Consider the following 18928-nt stretch of genomic DNA (forward strand, 5'->3'; position numbering starts at 1 on the left):
CCCGGATTTTCATTCACGTGCATGTAACGGGGAGGGAGTCCCCGGATATTTCCCGGCCGGAAAGTGACCTGCGTCACGTGCTCATGTGCTGTGGTTCAGCGGATGTGCAGGGACTCCGCGCCGACCGGGCGGAAGCCCGCGGCCTGGAAGGTGCGGACGGCGCGGGCGTTGCCCGGGGCCTGCTGGGCCCACACGGGGCCGGGGGCCAGATGGCGCGCGGCGGTCGCGAGCGCGGCGCCGAGGCCGCGGCCGCGCGCGGCGGGGTCGACCTCGACCGCGACCTCCCAGCGGTCCGCGACACCGCGGCCGAGGACGAGAACGCCGCCGCCGTCCGCCCCCCACACGCGTACGCCGTCGCGGTGCTCCAGGGCGCGGGCCACCCGCGGGTGCGCCGGGTCGTCGATCTCGACGAGCGGGAGCGGGGGCGGGCCGGGCAGCGGCGACGCGACGGTGAGCAGGTCGATCGTGTCAGTACGGCGGCCGGTGCGGTCGAGCAGCGCGGTCAGGAAGCGCGGGTGCAGGGCGGCCGCCAGCGGGTCGCTGTCGACCGCGGCGAGCTGCGCGCGCACCCACGCAGGGTCCTCGCCGGTGAAGACCACCGCGTGCGCGGTGAAGGCGATGACCCCGGTGTCCCGCTCGCCGTGCGGCGCCACGACCGTCGTCCCGCCGTCCGCCGCCGGGAATTCCCCGCGGGCGGCGCCGTCCAGGATGTCGCGCAGTGTGCGTCCCATGGGGCTGCAGCGTATCCGGCTGCCGCCGGGGGGCCGCGGCGATACGAGCCGGGCCCGGCGGCCGCCCCGCCGCCCGGTGCGCCCGCGCGGCGGGGCTACGGGGGCGGGGGCGGGGGCGGGGTGTGGCGTGACGCCGCGGGGGCTGGGCGTACGGGTGCGGGGTGTGCGTGCCGTCGCGGGGCTGGGCGTACGGGGTACGCGGTGCCGGCTGCTCGGGGGCGCGGTCAGCGGGGCCGCGGGGCTCGGACGCACGCGTGCGGGGTGTGCGTGCCGCGGGGGCTGGACGTACGGGGTACGCGGTGGGGCTGCTCGGGGGGCGTGGTCGGCGGGCCGCGGGATGGACGTACGCGTGCGGGCTGTTGTGCGCCGCGGGTCCCGGGCGGGCGCGGGGCCGCGGGACGGACGTACGCGTACGGGCGGCGCGTGCCGCGGGTTCCGGGCGGGCTCAAGTGCCGCGGGCCGGGCCGTCCCCTCCTGCGCGGTGCGGACCGCGGGGCCTACTCCAGGCCCAGTTCCTCCTCGCTGCGGAAGCGCCGCGGGAGCGCGGGGATCGCCGTCGCCGCGAGGGCGAGGACGGCGAGGGCGGCTGCCGCGGCCCAGGTGAAGGCGGGGACGTAGCCGTGGGGGGAGGCGCGATGGAGGAAGACGGAGCCGATCGAGACGACGCCGAGGACGCCGCCGAGCTGCTCGACGGACTCCAGCACCCCCGACGCCGAGCCTGCCTGCGCCGGGGCCACGTGCTGGAGGGTGATCGCGAAGAGCGGGCCCATGATCATGCCGAGGCCCACGCCCGTCGCCAGCAGCGGCGGTGCGAGCTGCCAGGCGTGCGTGGCCTCGCCGTAGCGGCGCAGCACCCACGCCAGCGCGGCCGTCCCGGCGGCGAGCGGCACGCAGCCCGCGGTCACGACGTGCCGTCCGAGCCGCGGGACGAGCGGTTCCGCGAGGGCCGCCACGCCCACCACCATGCCCGCGACCAGCGGCAGCGTGGTGAGGGCGGCCGCGAGCGGGCGCAGGCCGAGGCCGTCCTGGAGGGTGAGCGTCAGGCACATCATCACGCCGCCCATCACCGCCTCCACGAGCAGGCTGAGCAGCAGCCCGGAGCGGAAGGAGCGGTGCCGGAAGAGCGCGGGGTCGACGAGGGTCGTCCCCGGTGCGCGCCGCCCGCGCCCGCGCTGGTCGGCGACGAGCAGGGCCAGGACGGGTACGGAGGCGGCGAGCGACAGCACGCACCACGCGGGCCAGTGCAGCTCGGGCCCCTGGACCAGGGGCAGGACGAGCAGCCCGATGCCCGTGACGGCGAGTACGGTGCCGCGCGGGTCGTGCCGTACGGGGGCGGGGGAGCCGCCGCGCGGCAGCAGCACCGCTCCCGCGCCGAGGGCGGCGAGCGCGACGGGGACGTTGATCAGGAAGACGGGCCGCCAGTCCGCGCCGGGCAGGTCGAGCCGCAGCAGGGCGCCTCCGACGAGCGGGCCGAACGCCGCCGCGAGTCCGGCGAGGGCGCCGAACAGGCCCATGACGCGGGCGCGTTCGCCGGGTGCGTACATGAGCTGGAGCAGCGAGGTGGCCTGCGGCACCATCAGCGCCGCCGCCGCGCCCTGTACGGCCCGGGCGCCGATGAGCACGCCGGGGTGCGGGGCGAAGGAGCAGGCCAGCGAGGCGCAGAGGAAGAGGGCGGTGCCGGTGAGGAAGGCCCGCCGGTAGCCCAGGAGGTCGCCGAGCCGCCCGCCGGCGATGAGAAGCACCGCGAAGGGCAGCGTGTAGCCGGTCACGACCCACTGCATTCCGGCGCTGCCGAGCCCGAAGCCCGCCTGGAGCGACGGCAGCGTGACGTTGACGGCGGAGGTGTCGACCAGGTCCAGGGCGACGGCCAGCATGACGACGGCGACCGCGAGGCCCCGCCCCCGGACGGCTCCGACCTGCGGTGACGCCCGCCCGCCGAGCGCATCGGACGCGGACGCTGACGTTGACGCGGGTGCGGGCACGGGTGCGGCTTCGCGGTGCATGGGTCCCCTCCTGCGGACGATTCCCTCCGAGCTGACGAGACTGAACGGTCCAGTCTCGTCAACACTCGCTAAACTAGACGGAACAGTTCCGTCTCGCAAGCGGGGTACGATGACGCCCATGCCCGCATCCGCACCCGACTCCGTCTCCGACTCCCCGCCCCCCGCCGGCGGCAGGCCGCGCCGCCGCAGCGAGGCGAAGCGCGAGGCGATCCTGCGGGCCGCGCTCACCGTCTTCCTGCGCGAGGGCTTCGCCGGGGCGAGCGTGGACGTGATCGCGGCGACCGCGGGCGTCGGGAAGCAGACCGTCTACGGGCACTTCGGCGACAAGGAGGCGCTCTTCCTCGCGGCGGCCGAGGCGGCGGGCGGCCTGCTCGGCGACACCCCGGACGCGTGGCGCAGCCCGCTGCCCGCGACGGGCGACCCGCTCGCGGACCTGACGGCGGCGGGCCTGCGCATCCTGCGGGCGGTGCTCGCGCCCGAGGCGGCGGCCCTGCACCGTATGACGATCGCCGAACTCGCCCGGCATCCCCGGCTCCAGGAGCTGTGGCGGGCCAACGCCCCCCGCCGCACCCTCGACGACCTCACCGCGTACCTCGCCGACCGGGATCGCGACGGCACTCTCGACGTGCCCGAACCCGCCACCGCCGCCCGGCAGTTCGTGCTGCTGCTGGCCACCGAGGGCCGGGTCGCCTCGCTGCACGGCACCCTGCCGCTGCCGGAGGCGGAGTACGCGCGCATCGCGGCGGAGACCGCGGGTCTCGTCGTCCGCGCGCACCGCGCCGGGCAGGCCCCGTAACGGCGACAACGCGCCGCGCAGGCCCCGTGACAAGGACACCGCCCCGCGCCCCGCGGGCCCCCGTAACGACAACGCACGGTGCCGCCGGGTCCCATGCACCCGGCGGCACCGTGCGTCACGCAGGCTGGACGGTCAGGCGTTCCAGACCTGCAGCTCGGACAGCTGGGCCGCGGGCCAGCCGTCGTTGGCGGTGACCGTCACCCGCACGTAGCGCGCGGTCGCGGCCGGGAAGGTGATCGTGACCGTGTTGTTCGCACCCGGCGTGAACGCGTAGGACGCGGACGCCTTGAGGGTGCTGAAGGTCGAGCCGTTCGTGCTGCCGGTCACCGACAGCGTCTCGTTGCGCGAACCCCAGCCCGCGGGCAGCTGGAGCACGACCTTGCTGACGCTCGCCGCCGAGCCGAGGTCGACCTGGGCCCACTGCGGGAAGGCGTTGTTGGCGCTCTCCCAGTAGCTGGCCTGGTTGCCGTCCGTGAGGTTGGACGACGGGTAGACGTCGGTGTGGCTGGACTCGCTCGTGGTGCGGCCGGCCGCCAGGTTGGTGTTCGCCGCGCCCGTACCCGTGCCGGAAAGGGCCACGGTGGTGGGGCTGTTGCCGGCGTTGCTGGTGACCGTGAGGGTGCCGGAGCGGGCGCCGGACGCGGTCGGGGCGAACTTCACCGCGACCGTGCAGCTGGCGTTCGCCGCGAGCGACGACCCGCAGGTGTTGGTCTGCGAGAAGTCACCGGAGACCGCGACCGAGGAGATGGCGGCCGCAGCGGAACCGGTGTTGGTCAGCGTCACGTTCTGCGCGGCACTGGTCGTGCCGGGCGTCTGCGTGGCGAAGGTGAGGGAGGACGGGTTCGCCGCGAGCGTCGCCGACGTCGGGCTGGTGCCGCCGCCGCTCGGGAAGACCTGGAGCGCCGACAACTGGGCAGCGTTCCAACCGGAGTTGGCGGTGACGTTGATGCGGACGTAGCGCGCGGTGGCCGCCGGGAAGGTGATGTCCACCGTGTTGTTGTTCGCGCTCGGGTCGAAGGTGCGCGCCGCGGAGGCCGACAGCGTGCTGAAGCTCGAACCGTCGGTGGAGCCCTGCACGGACAGCGTCTCGCTGCGGGTCGCCCACGCCGTGGACGGCGGCAGCTTCAGCGTGACCTTGCCGACGCTGGTGGCCTGGCCGAGGTCGACCTGCACCCACTGCGGGAAGGCGCCGTTCGCGCTCTCCCAGTAGGTGGAGGCGTCCGCGTCGGTGACGTTGCCCGCCGCGAAGGTGCCGTTGACGGAGCTGGCGGTGGCCGGGCGGCCGGCCGCGATGTCGGTGTTGCTGTCGATGCCCGCGCCGCTCAACGCCACCGTGGTGGGGCTGTTGTTGGCGTTGCCGGTGAGCGTGAGCGTGCCGTTGCGGGTGCCGCCCGTGGTGGGCTTGAAGGCAACTGTCACGGTGCAGGACGCGCCCACCGCGAGCGAGGAGCAGGTGTTGGACTGGGTGAAGTCACCGGTCGCCGCCACCGAGGAGATGGTGGCCGCGGTCGTACCGGAGTTGGTGACCGTCACCGTCTGCGAGGCCGCCGTGGAGCCGACCACCGTGGCCGGGAAGGACAGGCTCCCCGGGTTGGTGTTCAGCACCGGGCCGGGCGCGGTGCCGGTGCCCGACAGCGTGACGGTGCTGGTGTTGCCGCCCGCGGTGACGGTGAGCGTTCCGCTGCGCGCCCCCGCCGCGGTCGGCTTGAAGGTGACGCTGACCGTGCAGGAGCCGTTCGCCGGAACGGAGTTGCCGCACGTGTTGGTCTGCGCGAAGTCGCCGGAGGCGGCCAGCGCGCTGACGGACGCGGCCGAGCCGGTCGGGTTGGAGACGGTCACGGTCTGTGCGGCCGAGGTCGAACCCGTCGCCACGGAACCGAAGTTGAGGGCGCCCGGGGACGCTGTCACCCCTGTCACCGGGTAGGGCGGGAAGTTCGGGGTCGGGAAGCCGCCGCAGAACGGCGTACCGGAGATACCGGAGTTGCCGCCGCCGTCGGTGACGGCGAAGTTGCCGCCCTCGCAGGAGTAGACGGGGCTGGACGCGCCCACGCCGGTGGCGGTGACGTTGGTGAACTTCGCGGCGCCGCCGGTCTGCTCCTGGAGCGCGAAGGTGCCGGTGCCGGCGATGGTGACGTTGCTGAGGTTCACGCCGGAGACGGTCCCCTCGACCCACTGCACGGCCTCGTACGGGCTCTGCTGGATCAGCGCGTTGCTGACGTTGATCGGTCCGGTGATGGCGCCCTGCGAGCCGTCGAACCACAGCGCGCCCACGCCGAACTGCCAGTTCGGGTCGAGGCTGCCGGCCCGGATGATCGTGTTGTTGGTGATGTTGGTGGTGCCGACCGGCGTGGAGGTGAAGCGCTGGCCGACGTGGATGCCGCCGCCCTGCGCCAGGCCGGTGTCCTGCACCAGGTTGCCGCTCACCGTGTTGTCGTGGCCGCCGTAGATCGCGATGCCGTTGGCGAGGATCTGCGTCTCGACCGTGTTGTTCGAGATCGTGTCGTTGGCGTCGGCGCCGAGCGCGGAGTCCGCCCACGTGGCGATGCCGTCGTCACCGGTGTTGCGGATCTCGCTGTTGGTGATCGTCGAATTGGTCACGCCGCCGTGGAAGTTGATGCCGTCCGCGGTGGTGTCCCGGATCCGCATGGCGCTGAAGGTCAGCTTGTCCATCGGCCCGTCCATCCAGGCGCCGACCTTCATGTGGTCGATCCACACCCGGTCGACGGTGGAGTTGCTGAGGGCGCCGCCGATGCCGTTGACCTGGTCGCCGTCGTTGCGCTCCTGGACGTCGCCGAAGATCGCGAAGTCCTTGAGGTGGACGTTCGCGCTCGGGTTCGGCTGGTAGCCACCGTAGAAGCCGGGCGCGGCGCCCGTCACGGTGGAGTACCACATGCCCGCACCGGCGACCGTCACGTTGTTGACGATGATGTGCCCGGGGATCTTGAACGTGCCCGGCGGAATCCACACCGTGCCGCCCGAACCGGCCGCCGCGATGGCCGCGTTGAAGGCCGCGGTGGAGTCGGCGGCGCCCGTCGCGTCGGCGCCCTTGCTCGTCACCGACACCGAGCCGGACGGCTGCGCGAGCGCCCCGCCGACCTGCTCGAAGTCCGCGAAGTCGATCGTCGTCGCGGTGCCGCCGGAGGGCACCTGGAGGGTGAAGGTGGTGCCCGCCTGGTACGTCTGCGGCAGCAGCCGGTGGACCTCGTCGTAGAAGTGGTGCGGGTTGCTGCCCGGCGAGTTGGTGAAGGGGTAGCTGCCGTAGTACCAGCTGTAGGCGTTGGTGAGCGTGAAGTCCGGCTGCGCGGCACCGTTGATCGCGAACGACAGCGGCGCGGTGTAGACGGAGCCGCCCGAGGTGTCCGGGATGCTGTAGCGGAAGTCGATCGAGTTGGTCGCCACCGGCGTGGTGAAGGTGACGTACTTGCCGCTGCCCGAGAGCGTCACGGCCTTGCGGTACGAGGCCTCGTCCGCGAGCTGGCCCGCGGCCCAACTGGGGCCGATCACCGTGCCGTTGGTGGCGGAGCTCTCCGCCTGGACCTCGACGTAGGGCAGGCTCGCACCGCTGCCGCCGGTGGCACCGGCGGCGTACGCGGGCGAGCTGCTGAGGGCGAGCAGCCCGCCGCTGGTCAGCAGCGCGGTACTGCCGGCGATCGCGACCGCCCGGCGCAGCCGCGGGGCGCCCGCGCTGCCGCCGCCCGGCGGGCCCTGCCTTCTGCGGCGTGGGGGGAGGGGGGACATGCGGAACATCAGGTGCTCCTTTCGGGCACAGATCCCGATCTGCACCGGTGGGGGATGGAGCGTCGACGCAAGGGGCACCGTAATCTCACGGATACCGCACCGCAATATCCGTGCTCAGCATTGATAGAAAGTAACTTTCTTGCGCAAGATTCTGCGTTGAGTGCGGTGCGGGTGCGGGAGGGCGCGCGGGAGCCCGGCGGAGGGGAGGATTCCGCCGCAACCGGTCACCGGGTCACCGGGTCAATGCCCGGACGTCTGCTGCCCTTTCATGACATTGCGCATCGCCCCGACGAGCGCCGGCTCGAACCGCCCGACGTCCGAGGCGGCCGTCCGCGGCCCGCCGTGCAGCGCGCCGCGGGTGTCCTCGGAGACGGCCCCGGCCGCGTACCCGGTGAGCGTGAGGGTGAACACCGCGCCCCCGTGCAGGACTTGCAGCTCCTCGCTGCGGCCCGTTGCCTGCGCGACCGCCTCGTCACCGAGCCCGGGGACCCGGTGCACCTCGTCCGCGGGCGCGAGGGTCTGCGGGTCGACGCCCGCCAGGTCCTCGAACTCCCCCCGCGGGTCGGTGCGTTTGTGCAGGTCGACGGTGACCGCGAGCTGGAAGAGGTCCACGCCCCCCGAGCCGTCCGGCGCGTACAGCTCCATCGTGCAGCGCGCGGTGTCGACCGCCTTCCCCAGATGCGCGTCCGTCGGCGTGACGACCGCGGTCTCCGTCGCCCCCAGCGCCGTGAGCAGCGGCTTCATCGTCCCGCTCGTGCACGGGCTGTCCCCCAGCGCGTACCCGTGCAGATCCGGCCGCCCGTCATGCCGCGCCTGCCACACCCGCACCCCCACCCCCCACACCGCGGAGGCCACGAGCGCCCCGCACACCCCCCACACCCACACCCGCCGCCCTACCCCCGAGGCCGGCGCGTCCTCCCCACCCCCGATGACCTCCCCCGGCCCGTCGTCCCCCCCACCTATCAGCTCCGGTTCCGTTATCACACCCGCTCCCTCCCCACCTCCCGCGGTGCCCTCGCCACGACCGTACGCCGCGATTCCGCTTCCGCCCAGGTCACATCCCGTCGTCCTGCCCGGGCCTGCCGGAGGGAGCGGCACGAGCCCGGGCGCCCGCGCCGCACGCCCCACGCGCTCCTTCGCGCCGTCCGACACGCCACACGAGACGAGCAACGGCCTTCCGCCCCGGTGGGCGACCGGTCATTCTGGAGCCGTTGCCAGACCTCTGGAGGATCTGCATGGACGGCGAGCACGCGAAGGACGAGCCACCGCTGGAAGAGGGCCGGCCGCCGCCGGGCAACGCCGACGGGCAGGTCCCGCCGGCACCGGAGCCAGAGGGCAAGCACAAGAAGTGACCCCTGCCGTCATCGCCGAGCAGCGCGTCCTCCAGCACGAGACCATGGAGCAGCGGAGGCTTTGGCCCGCGCGCTCGCCGTGGCTCGGTGCCGCCGTGAACGCGCTACCGCGCGAGGATTTCGCTCCGGACCGGGTCTGGCGCTGGGACGGGCACGCCTACGTGCCCGTCGACCGGGCCACCGAGCCACGCGGGTGGGCCGGCGAGGTCTACGGCGATCCGTTCGCGGCCGCGGTCACCCAGGTGCGCGGCGGCCTGGCGACGTCGAGCCTGTCGTGCACGGCGGTGGTGGTGGACATGCTGGACTCGCTGCTCCTGGAGCCCGGTCAGCGCGTGCTGGAACTCGGCACCGGCACCGGATGGAACGCCGCGCTGCTGGCCTGGCGCGCCGGGAGCAGCCGTGTGGTCACCATCGAGGTGGACGCCGGCCTCGCCGAACAGGCGCGGTCCCGCCTGCGTGCCGCCGGTACCGCGGTGGATGTCCACGTCGCGGACGGTGCCGACGGGTGGCCGGACGGCGGGCCGTACGACCGGGTGATCGCGACCTACGCCGTGGACAGCGTGCCGTGGGCGTGGGTGGCCGGGACCCGGCCCGGCGGGCGGATCGTCGCCCCCTGGGGGCGGCTGGGCCACGTCGCGCTGACAGTCGCCGACAACGGGCAGTACGCCCAGGGGTGGTTCCAGGGCCTGGCCCAGTTCATGCCCGCCCGCGGCACCGGCACCCCGGACCGGACCTTCGCCCAGGTCCGCGGCGGAGCCCCTGCCCAGGACGAGCGGGTGGTCACCCGGGAGCTGTCGCCGCTGCGTGACAGCCAGCACCTGCTGTTCGCGCTACGGGTTGCCCTGCCGCAGGTACGGATCACTACCGGCACCGACCAGGACGGCGTCAACGCCTGGCTCCACGACGGCCTCTCCTCGTGGGCGGCACTCTCGGCGGCCGGCACAGGACGCACGATCGCCTACCAAGCCGGACCCCGCCGCCTGGCCGACGAGGTCGAGAACGCCTGGGACACCTGGGAGCGGGCCGGCTCCCCCACCGTCTACGACTTCGGGATGACCGTGACCGCACGCGGCCAGGTCGTGTGGGCCAACGACCCGGTCACCGGCCCGCGCTGGCCCGCGACGACCGCGCCTCCACACCGTCAGCCGGCAGCCCACGCATCCCCGACCGCCTGCACGGGGGCCGAGACCTGACGGGCCGTCGTACTTCCAGTCGTAGACGGCCTGCGGGTGGGCTCACATCGCGTCGCCGTGGTGCGCGACCAGCAGGCCCAGCATCCGCGTGAGCTCCGCGCGTTCGGTCGCGCTCAGCGGGGCGAGGACGACGTCCTGGAGGTCGGTGAGGAGCGCGTCGATGCGGTCGAGGCGGCGGCGGCCGCGGGGGGTGATCGTGATGACGTTGCGGCGGCGGTCGGACGGGTCGGGGGTGCGGGCGACGTACTCCTCGGCGGCGAGTTCGTTGATCGCCGCGACCATGTCGGAGCGGTGGATGCCGGAGCGGTCGCTCAACTCCGCCTGGCTCGCGGGGCCGTACTCCTGGAGGGCGGCGAGCACCGCGTAGTGCCACTTGCGCGCGCCGATCGCCGCGAGGCCGTCGGTGACGCGCCGGTCGCTCCACATCCCGGCGAGCCCGAGCAGCCTGCTGGGCAGCGTGCGCAGCCGGGCGGGCGTGCGGCGGTCGGAGGAGGCGGCTGCGGTCATGGGGGAAGTGTACGCCGTTGCGTTAGTCGGACTAACGATGTACGTTCGTTCGCGTCATAAACGTTCGTCGGACTAACGTTTGGTCCCGACCCCGGGAAGGCGCCGCATGCCCACTGTCACCGTCCTCGACTCGACCATGCACTACGCGGAGTTCGAGCCCACCGCCCCCGGCACCCCGTACGTCCTGCTGCACGGCAACCCCGGCAATTCGCACAGCTGGCGCAAGGTCGCCCCCGGCCTCGCCGGGCACCGCGTGCTCGCGCCCGACCTCATCGGCATGGGCGGCTCCGGCAAGCCCGACATCCCGTACGCCCTCGCCGACCATGCCCGCTACCTCGACGCCTGGTTCGACGCGCTCGGCCTGGAGAAGGTCGTGCTCGTCGGGCACGACTGGGGCGGCGTCCTGGCCTTCGACCGGGCCGCGCGGCACCCCGAACGCGTCGCGGGCATCGCCTTCTTCGAGACCTTCCCGCGCCCCCTCACGAGCGCGGACCTCACCCCGCAGGCCGTCGAGCGCACCCGCACGCTGCGTACCCCCGGCGTCGGCGAGGCCATGGTCGCGGGCGACAACCAGCTCGTCCGCTCCGCGCTCACCCGCGGCGTCCTGACCCCCCTCACCGAGCCCGAGCTCGACCTCTTCCTCGCCCCCTACCCGACCGAGGCCGACCGGCGCCCCCTGCTGGCCTGGGCCCGGCAGATGCCCATCGACGGCGAGCCCGCCGACACCGTCGCCCGCATCGCCGCGTACGGCCCCTGGCTCGCCTCCTCCCACGACGTCCCCAAGCTCCTGCTGACCTTCACCGGCTCCCCGACCCTCGCGGTCACCGAGCGGACGGCGGCCTGGTGCGCGGCCAACATCGCCGCCCTGACCACGATCCCGTCCGGCGAGGCGGGCCACCACGCGGCGGAGGACCGCCCGTCCGAGATCGCGTCGGCGGTCACCGCGTGGGCGGCGAAGGAGGGGCTGGGCTGAGGCCGCGCGTGCGGCGGGTGGGGCGGACGCCGAGGCGCGTCCGCCGCGCGGCGCCCGAAGGGAACGTTTCGCCACCCGGTGGAGCTTCTATGGTGTGTGCGCTGATATCCACCGCTTCACCACAGAAGGTGTCGAATGTCGATTCGTATGCGCCGGGCGGTCGCCGCCGCTGCCGCCTCCCTCGCCGTGGCCCTCGCGCTGCCGACGTCCGCGGCGCACGCCGCCCAGGGCGAATTCCGCTACACGTACGACGACTCCGGCAACCGTGCCGTGGGCGTGCTGCTCGACCCCGACAGCCGCGTCTGCCTGACGCTGCCCGAGGTGGCCGACCCCGCCACCACCGAACCGGCCTTCGCCCCGGAGAACTTCACCGGCAGCACGGTCACGATGTTCACCGGCCCCGACTGCGACGGCGACTACTACAGCCTCCGTCCTGGCGGCCGCGCGAGCGACCGGCTCAAGCTCCGCTCGGTCGTCTTCAGCTGAAGCCGGTACCGGGTCGCGGGGGTGTCGGCCCCGCGGCCCCGGTCGCGGGCGGGGCCGGGCCTGCGCCGGAGGGGCCGTCAGCGCGACGTCACGGAACGTCCCGTCGTGTGAGCGCCCTCGCGACCGGCTCGCCACTACGCCGGGCGTGCGTCATCCGCTCACGCACCTCGCGCAGAGTCCGAGGGCGGTACCCGGGCCCGCCGCAGCAGCTCTTGTGGAAGCCCACGCCCGCGTTGAACAGGACCGTGAGCGTCCGCCACGCGGCGACGTCCCGCCGCCGGGGCGCGGCGAACGCCGAACCGGCATGGATCATCGGCTCCGCGCAGCGCGGGCAGAGCCGCTGCCTCGTCCGGTCGTACGGCTGCTTGTACGAGGCCCGGCAGGCGAGGCAGACGTACGAGGTTTTCGCGTGGCCCATGCGGTCAGCCTAGAGACGGGTGGGGAGGCCGGCCAACGGATTCACCGGACGAACAGCCGGACGCCGGTGGTGCGCGGGCCGCCGACTGCTCGGCCGGTTGGCCAAAGGCTCGGGTCCCGGCCGCGGAGGGGCGCGGGAGCGGGGAGCGTGGCCGCTGAGGGCGCGGGAGCGCCGCGAAAATGGCAGGTGGCGGCGCCCGGGGCCAGGCACGATGGGGCGCATGCCGACCACGCCGCCGCCCTCCGCCGTCGAGACCTACGACGTCCGCGTGGCGTTCGACCACGCCGTCACGCGGGCCGCGCAGCGCGGGCCCGACGCGGGAGTGCGGCTCGCGGACGCCGTACGGGCGCTGGAGGCGATCGGGCTCGCCGACCACGGGGTGCGGGTCTTCGCCCGCACGCCGCAGGCCGTGCTCTTCCTGGACCGCGCACTGCGCACCGGCCTTCCCCCGCGCTCCGGCGCCGGGCACCGGGCGCACAACCCCCTCGCATGTGACCCGTACGACCCGTACGACGCCGGCCCGCTCACGCTCGCCCTCGCCTCCTGCGACGCGAACGGCCGCACGCGGGAGGCGGCCGTACGCCGGATCGTGACGCGGCTGGCCGAACCGCAGGTGCCGCCCGGCCTCGTGGTCTTCCTGGCCCTGCGCACCGCCGACTGGGTCGGCCCGGTGCGCGACCGGGCCCGCGGCGCGCTCGCCGTCCTGCTGCACGCCGCCCCGGGGCGGTACGTACCGCTCGTCGTGCCCGTCGCGGAACTGCTGGCCCGGCGCGAGCGCGGGGACTTCGTCCGGCAGCAGGCCGTGTCCGCACTGACCGCCGTACACGGGGCCGCGGTGCTGGACGAGCTGACGTCCGCGCCGGATCCGCGGGTGCGCGTGTTCGCCGTGCGCACCGCCGTCGCCGCGGGGCGGCTGCCGCTCCAGCGGCTGGCCGCGCTCGCGACGGACGACCCAGAGCGGCGCTGCCGTGTGCCCGCCGCGCAGGCCGCCGCCCGCGAAGCGGTCTGGTCCGAACGCCTCGACGTCCTGCGCCGGTTGACCACCACCGTCGACCGGGACGTCCGCGCGCTCGCCCTCACCGGCATGGTCCGCGCGGGTCATCCGGAGGAGGCCGCCCGCCACCTCGCCGACCCCTCGCCGCTGGTCCGCGCCACGGCCCGCGACGCCGCCCGCCGCACGGGCGCGGACGCGCGGGAGTGGTACCTCGACGCGGTCGCCGAACTGGTCGCGCAGGTGCCCGCGCGGGGCCGCCCGGCGGGGGAGGACGCCGGGTTCGCGGAGCGCGGGGGCAGGGAGGGCGCCGATCGGCTTGCCGAGGTGCCCGCGCGGGGCCGCCCGGCGGGGGAAGACGCCGATCGGCTTGCCGGGGTACCCGCGCGGGCCCGCCCTGCGGCGGAGGACGCCCCGTCGTCGCGCGCGAGCGGGATCGCTGCGGCCGGAGCCGTCGCCGGGCTCGCCGAGTGCGGGCGCAGGGAGGACGCCGACCGGCTCGCGGAGCTGCTCGCGCACCCGCAGCACCGGGTGCGGGCCGCCGCCCTGCGCGGGTTGCGGACGCTGGACGCCGTGCCGGTCGGCGACGTCGTACCGCTGCTGCACGACCGTTACGCCGCGGTGGTCCGCGAGGCCGCGGCCGCGCTCGCGACCCGTAGCGGCCAACTCCCCGCCGGGCTGGCGGAGTCGCTGCTCGCCGACACCTCGCGGGTGGTGGTGAGCCGTGCCGGGCTCCGGCTGCTCGACGAGCGCGACCCCGTACGGCACTTGACCGTGCTGCTGCGGGCCGCCGCGGGCCCGGAACCGGGCGTCGCACGCAGCGCCGCCGACGCCGCGGTGCGGGTCATCCAGCAGGCCCGGCCCATGACCTGGGATTGGCGGCGCGGACCCTACGTCCCGCTGGACCCCACGCCGGAGCAGGCCGCCGAGGTACTGGAGTTGGCGGAGCGCGCCGCCGCCCGGCTCGGCCACGGCCAGCGCCAGGTCCTGCACGAAGTCCTCGCGCCCATGGCCCCGTTGACGGAACTGCTCCGCGTCCGGCACGGCGTGCCCTCACACGCGCGCAGCCCGCTGCTCCTCGTCGAGGCCACCTTCCGGGCGCAGGACGCCGCGGACACGGTCACCCGCATCCGCGAGGTCCTGCGCGCCGTCCTCCCGTACGCGGCCGGTCCGGCCGCCGACTGGCCCGCGGACGACGCCTGGCCGGGCCTGCTCCCGGACTGGTTCACGGCCCGGTGCGCCCCCCTCGCGGACGAGGCCCCGGCGGCTCCCGCGGACAAGGGCACGGCGGCGCGGCGCCTCATGCGGTGGCGCGGACTCGGCCACGAGAAGCGCGCGGCGGAAGCCGACGCGCCCTGGCGGCTGCTGGACTGGATCGGCCTCTTCGACCCCGACGGCGGTGCCGACAGCCGCAGTTGGCGCTGGTGGGACGCGGTTACCTGGCGCGAGGAGGGGCGCGTGCGCGTCACCGTGGACGGCCACCCGTACGGCGGGGGCGCCGCGCTGCGGTGGCTGATCGAGGCGGCGGGCGGCCACGACGTCGTCCTGCCCTGACGCGTCCGGCACGGGGGCCGTGGGCCGGCTCGGCGCGGCGGCGACTCCGGCGACGGCCGGCCGCCGGGGCACAGGCGGCGCGCCGGACGACGTCGCGGGCCGACCCCCGCGTGCGGGACCCGGTAGCCCCTTGCGGCCCGTGTGCGAGTCCGCGGTCCGCCCCGCGTGCGGGGTCTGACCGCATCCCTTTGCGGCCTCCGGACGATTCCGCAGTCCGCCCGCGCGTGCGGGATCCCGCAGCCCCCTGCGGCCCTCGTGCGACCCCGCGGTCCGCCGGTAGCGCCCTCCGGGGACCCGCGGACGACGTCCCAGGCCGAGCCGCTGGCGGGAGGGTGGCGGTTCAGGCGTTCCGGGCCGAGCCGCAGGCGGGCGGGTGGCGGTTCAGGCGTCCCGGCGGGTGATCAGGGTGAAGCCCGCCGCCAGCGCGGTCGCCGCGTACGCGCAGAAGACGGCGAAGCCGGGCCAGGGGGCGAGGGCGTGGGCCTCGTGCGGGGCGGCGACGAAGACCTGCGTGCCCGCCTGCATGGGCAGGTAGGGGCCGATCGTCGTGCGCCAGCCGGACGGGAGCAGGTCGACGAGGAGGGCGGGGACGAAGAGGAGCCCGAGGAGGGTCGCCGTCGCGCCCGCGGAGGTGCGCAGTACGGCGCCGAGGCCGAGCCCCAGCAGGGCGAGCACCGCCAGGTAGAGCCCGCCGCCGACGACCGCGCGCAGCACGCCGGGGTCGCCCAGCGACACGGACATCGCGTCCACGCCCAGGAAGGCCTCGAAGGCGTAGAAGGCCCCGAAGCACGAGGCGACGCCGACACCGCCCGCGGCGCACGCGACCACGACCGCCTTCGCGGCGAGCACCGTGCGGCGGCGCGGTACCGCGGCGAAGGTCGCGCGGATCGTGCCGCTCGCGTACTCCGCGGTGATCACCAGTACGCCCAGCACCCCGACCGCGACCTGCGCGAGGTGCATGCCGCCGAGGCCGAGCTGCACCGGGTCCACCGTGCGCCGGTCGGCCGCGCTGAGGTGCGGCGGCACGAACGCCGCGATCACCGCGGCGAGCACAACGGTGAAGAGCGCGGCGGCGGCGAGCGTGTACGCGCTGGAGCGCACCGAACGCAGCTTGCCGTACTCGGACTTCAGGACGTCGCCGAAGTCGGCGAGGGTTTCCATGGTGTGCGGCCTCACTTCGGTTCCGCGGCGGGCGGGGTGGTGGGGCGGTAGTCGACGGCGGAGCCGGTGAGTTCGAGGTAGCGGTCCTCCAACGACACCTGTCCGGTGGTCAGTTCGAGCAGCGCGATGCCGTGCTCATGGGCGAGCGCCCCCACCGTGCCGATGTCCGTGCCGGTGATCCGCAGCGCCCCGTCCGGCCCGGACTCGGCGTGGGCTCCGCGGGCCCGCAGCAGCGCCAGCAGTTCGGTGCTCTGCGGGGTGCGGACGCGTACGTGGCCGCACCCACCTCCGGAACCGGACCCGCCCCCACCCCCGTCGCCGAGGAATTCCGCGGTGGTCGTCTCGGTGATCAGCCGCCCTCGCCCGATGATCACCAACCGGTCGGCGGTCAGGGCGGTTTCGCTCATCAGGTGGCTGGACAGGAAGACGGTCCGCCCGTCGGCGGCGAGCGAGCGCAGCAGCTCACGGATCCACCGCACGCCCTCCGGGTCCAGCCCGTTGACCGGCTCGTCGAACATCAGCACCGGCGGATCGCCGAGCAGCGCGGCCGCGATGCCCAGCCGCTGCGCCATCCCGAGCGAGAAGCCCCCGGCGCGCCGTCGGGCCGCACCGCGCAGGCCCACCAGTTCCAGCACCTCGCCGACCCGGGCGACCGGGATGCGGTTGCTCACCGCCAGGCATCGCAGGTGCTCGTACGCCGTGCGCCCCGGATGCACGGCCCGCGCGTCGAGCAGCGCGCCGACCTCGCGCAGCGGGCGGCGGAGCCCGGCGTACGACCGCCCGTTCACGGTGACGCGCCCGCCGGTGGGCGCGTCCAGGCCCAGCACCATCCGCATCGTCGTCGACTTGCCCGAACCTCCCCCTACCTCCGGTGGGGGGACCCCCAGGCCCGAGGAAGCCCGTGACCTGCCCGGCAGGGGCGGTGAACGACAGCCCGTCGACCGCGAGCGCGGCACCGTAGCGCTTGCTGAGGCCTTCCGCCTCGATCATCGTCGCGGCCCCGCTCAGCCGTGCGACGAGGAGGACTCGGCGATGACGCCGGTCAGGTGCAGGACGACGACGAGCGCGACGAGCGCGACTCCCGCCGCGATCCACAGTGCCTTCGCCCGGCGGCGGCGCGGGTCCGGCGGGGGGCCTTCACGGTCCTCCGTGTCGCTGTGCAGAGGGAGTTGGGGCATGGGGCGCGGCCTCCGAACGGGGTGGGTGGACGGGTCCGGGCCAAGTTATCGATACACACTGTCTTCATCAATGCGCTCTGTCGTAGCAACGGCAAGGTGTAAGGACTAGACTGCCGACGTGCCGAAACTGTGGAACGAGACGATCGAGGCGCACCGCAGCGCGGTCCGGGACGCGACGCTGGACACCACGGCGGCGCTGGTCGCCGAGCGCGGGCTGACCGGCGTGACGATGTCGCTGATCGCCGAGCGCACCGGGATCGGGCGGGCCACGCTCTACAAGTACTTCCCGGACGTCGAGTCGATCCTCACCGCGTGGCACGAACGCCAGGTCGCCGCGCACCTCGCGCAGCTCACCGCGACGGGCTCGGGCGCGCGGGACGCTGCCGCGCGGCTCGCCGCCGTCCTGGACACGTACGCGCTCATCCAGCACGAGCACCCGGCGCACGACCTCTCGGCCGCCCTGCACCGCGGCGAGCACGTCGCGGGGGCCGAGCAGCACCTCGCCGACTTCCTCGCGGGCCTCATCGCCGAGGCGGCCGCCGCGGGGGAGGTGCGGGACGACATCCCGCCGGACGAGCTGGCCCGCTACTGCCTCGCCGCCGCCACCGCGGCCCGCGCCCTCCCGACGAAGGCCGCCGTCCACCGCCTGGTGCGGGCCACCCTCGCGGGGCTGCGCGGATGAGGCCGCGGTACGGGTCGGGTGCGTACGTGGCGGGTGCGTTTCCCGCGGGTGCGGACGCCGCGGATACGTACGGGCCAGGTGCGTACGTGGCGGCTCCCGAGCCCACCCCGGCCCCCGAGCCCGCCGCAGGCGCCCCGCGCCGTACGACCGAGGAGCGCTGAACGCCCTGCTGCCCCCCGACTTCCACGACCAGCTCCGCCGCGGGGCCCTCGACCGCGCCGCCACCCGCCCGCGCGGGCCCGAACTCCCGGCCGTCCGGGACCTCGTGGGGCCCGGCGGCCTACGGCTCCGCCTTTACCGCTGCACGCCCGAGGCGCCGCCCGCCCCGGCCACGGACCCCAACACGCCCAGCTCGTCCGCCGGTTCGGCCCTCGGCGCCAGTACGCCTGTCCCCCAGAGCAGTTCGGTGCCCGCCACCCCCCACGGTTCAGCAACGGCCACCAACTCCCCCGCCCGGGAGGGCGTTCCGCTGCTCGTCTACCTCCACGGCGGCGGCTTCGTCTTCTGCGACCTCGACACCCACGACCGCACCTGCCGCCGCATCGCCCGCGCCTGCGCGGTGGACGTGCTCGCCGTCGACTACCGGCTCGCGCCCGAACACCCGCATCCCGCCGCGCTCGACGACGCGCTCGCGGTGCTGCGGTGGGCGCGCCCCGCCGCCGTGGCGGGGGACAGCGCGGGCGGCTTCCTCGCGGCCGCCGCGTGCCTGGCGCTGCGGGACGAGGGCGGCCCGCTGCCTGGCCTCCAAGCACTGGTGTGCCCGAACACCGACCTGACCCTCGCCCTGCCCTCGGTCGAGGAGAAGGGCACCGGCCACGGGCTGGACGCCGACGCGCTCGCGTACTTCGCGGCCGCGTACGTCCCCGACCCGGCACGCCGCGCCGCCGTGAGCCCGCTGCACGCCGCCGACGTCTCCGGGCTGCCGCCCGCGCTGATCGTGACCGCCGAGCACGACGCGCTGCGCGACGAGGGCGACGCGTACGCCCAACGCCTCAGCGCCGCGGGCGTGTCCGTACGCCACCGGTGCGAACCGGGCCTGGAACACGGCTTCATCCAGGGCATGGATCTGACGGACCCGGCCGCCGCCGCGGCCCACGACCGCTTCTTCGCCGACCTCCGGGCGCTCGTCCCGCGCCGCCACCGGGCGGCCGGTTAGCATGCGGAG

General features: G+C 75.0%; 15 protein-coding genes and 1 pseudogene. 7 read left to right on the plus strand and 9 right to left on the minus strand.

Annotated elements, in window-relative coordinates; translation table 11 throughout:
* Positions 1–95 precede the first annotated feature (95 nt).
* Together ACH4SL_RS00085 and ACH4SL_RS00090 are read right to left on the minus strand one after the other, a co-directional pair.
* The gene (locus tag ACH4SL_RS00085) at positions 96–731 is read right to left on the minus strand and encodes a GNAT family N-acetyltransferase (protein WP_398440979.1); all 636 of its coding nucleotides are present in this window, start codon (positions 729–731) and stop codon (positions 96–98) included.
* Positions 732–1228: 497 nt separating this feature from the next.
* Positions 1229–2734 (minus strand): MFS transporter, encoded by a 1506-nt coding sequence (locus tag ACH4SL_RS00090; RefSeq protein ID WP_398440980.1) that lies wholly within the window; start codon positions 2732–2734, stop codon positions 1229–1231.
* Between the two features lie 118 nt (positions 2735–2852).
* Here ACH4SL_RS00090 and ACH4SL_RS00095 point away from each other — a divergent pair, with 118 nt between their 5' ends.
* Complete coding sequence (locus ACH4SL_RS00095) at positions 2853–3530, plus strand: TetR/AcrR family transcriptional regulator (RefSeq protein WP_398440981.1); 678 nt, start codon at positions 2853–2855, stop codon at positions 3528–3530.
* A 132-nt stretch (positions 3531–3662) separates the two neighbouring features.
* On the opposite strand, the gene ACH4SL_RS00100 is transcribed toward ACH4SL_RS00095, so the two are convergent.
* On the minus strand, positions 3663–7277 hold the full coding sequence (locus ACH4SL_RS00100; protein ID WP_398440982.1) for a choice-of-anchor D domain-containing protein: 3615 nt from the start codon (positions 7275–7277) through the stop codon (positions 3663–3665).
* A gap of 231 nt (positions 7278–7508) precedes the next feature.
* Positions 7509–8252: a hypothetical protein gene (locus ACH4SL_RS00105; RefSeq protein WP_398440983.1), complete on the minus strand. Its 744-nt coding sequence runs from the start codon at positions 8250–8252 to the stop codon at positions 7509–7511.
* A gap of 364 nt (positions 8253–8616) precedes the next feature.
* Between ACH4SL_RS00105 and ACH4SL_RS00110 the strand changes: the two genes are divergently transcribed.
* The gene (locus ACH4SL_RS00110) at positions 8617–9813 is read left to right on the plus strand and encodes a methyltransferase domain-containing protein (protein WP_398440984.1); all 1197 of its coding nucleotides are present in this window, start codon (positions 8617–8619) and stop codon (positions 9811–9813) included.
* A 42-nt stretch (positions 9814–9855) separates the two neighbouring features.
* On the opposite strand, the gene ACH4SL_RS00115 is transcribed toward ACH4SL_RS00110, so the two are convergent.
* The gene (locus tag ACH4SL_RS00115; RefSeq protein ID WP_398440985.1) at positions 9856–10320 is read right to left on the minus strand and encodes a MarR family winged helix-turn-helix transcriptional regulator; all 465 of its coding nucleotides are present in this window, start codon (positions 10318–10320) and stop codon (positions 9856–9858) included.
* 106 nt (positions 10321–10426) lie between these two features.
* Here ACH4SL_RS00115 and ACH4SL_RS00120 point away from each other — a divergent pair, with 106 nt between their 5' ends.
* Both ACH4SL_RS00120 and ACH4SL_RS00125 read left to right on the plus strand, forming a co-directional pair.
* A complete protein-coding gene (locus ACH4SL_RS00120; RefSeq protein ID WP_398440986.1) occupies positions 10427–11293 on the plus strand; it encodes a haloalkane dehalogenase in 867 nt (288 codons plus the stop codon).
* Positions 11294–11428: 135 nt separating this feature from the next.
* Positions 11429–11779: a hypothetical protein gene (locus ACH4SL_RS00125; protein WP_398440987.1), complete on the plus strand. Its 351-nt coding sequence runs from the start codon at positions 11429–11431 to the stop codon at positions 11777–11779.
* 88 nt (positions 11780–11867) lie between these two features.
* Here ACH4SL_RS00125 and ACH4SL_RS00130 read toward each other — a convergent pair whose 3' ends face one another.
* The gene (locus ACH4SL_RS00130; protein WP_398440988.1) at positions 11868–12197 is read right to left on the minus strand and encodes a deoxyxylulose-5-phosphate synthase; all 330 of its coding nucleotides are present in this window, start codon (positions 12195–12197) and stop codon (positions 11868–11870) included.
* A gap of 220 nt (positions 12198–12417) precedes the next feature.
* Here ACH4SL_RS00130 and ACH4SL_RS00135 point away from each other — a divergent pair, with 220 nt between their 5' ends.
* On the plus strand, positions 12418–14742 hold the full coding sequence (locus tag ACH4SL_RS00135) for a hypothetical protein (RefSeq protein WP_398440989.1): 2325 nt from the start codon (positions 12418–12420) through the stop codon (positions 14740–14742).
* A 381-nt stretch (positions 14743–15123) separates the two neighbouring features.
* On the opposite strand, the gene ACH4SL_RS00140 is transcribed toward ACH4SL_RS00135, so the two are convergent.
* The 3 genes and pseudogenes from ACH4SL_RS00140 to ACH4SL_RS00150 all read right to left on the minus strand — a co-directional run bounded on the left by ACH4SL_RS00140 (position 15124) and on the right by ACH4SL_RS00150 (position 17081).
* Positions 15124–15903, minus strand: coding sequence for an ABC transporter permease subunit (locus ACH4SL_RS00140; protein WP_398440990.1), 780 nt, complete (start codon positions 15901–15903; stop codon positions 15124–15126).
* 11 nt (positions 15904–15914) lie between these two features.
* Positions 15915–16893: pseudogene (locus ACH4SL_RS00145) on the minus strand (ATP-binding cassette domain-containing protein).
* Between the two features lie 14 nt (positions 16894–16907).
* On the minus strand, positions 16908–17081 hold the full coding sequence (locus tag ACH4SL_RS00150) for a hypothetical protein (protein WP_398440991.1): 174 nt from the start codon (positions 17079–17081) through the stop codon (positions 16908–16910).
* Between the two features lie 118 nt (positions 17082–17199).
* Between ACH4SL_RS00150 and ACH4SL_RS00155 the strand changes: the two genes are divergently transcribed.
* Both ACH4SL_RS00155 and ACH4SL_RS00160 read left to right on the plus strand, forming a co-directional pair.
* Positions 17200–17763 carry a TetR/AcrR family transcriptional regulator gene (locus ACH4SL_RS00155; protein WP_398440992.1) on the plus strand — a complete coding sequence of 188 codons (564 nt, stop codon included), beginning with the start codon at positions 17200–17202 and terminating at the stop codon, positions 17761–17763.
* A gap of 406 nt (positions 17764–18169) precedes the next feature.
* Positions 18170–18919, plus strand: coding sequence for an alpha/beta hydrolase (locus tag ACH4SL_RS00160; protein ID WP_398440994.1), 750 nt, complete (start codon positions 18170–18172; stop codon positions 18917–18919).
* The last annotated feature ends 9 nt before the right edge of the window (positions 18920–18928 follow it).

It is taken from the genome of Streptomyces sp. NPDC021020 (genome assembly GCF_044333285.1).
GTDB lineage: Bacteria > Actinomycetota > Actinomycetes > Streptomycetales > Streptomycetaceae > Actinacidiphila.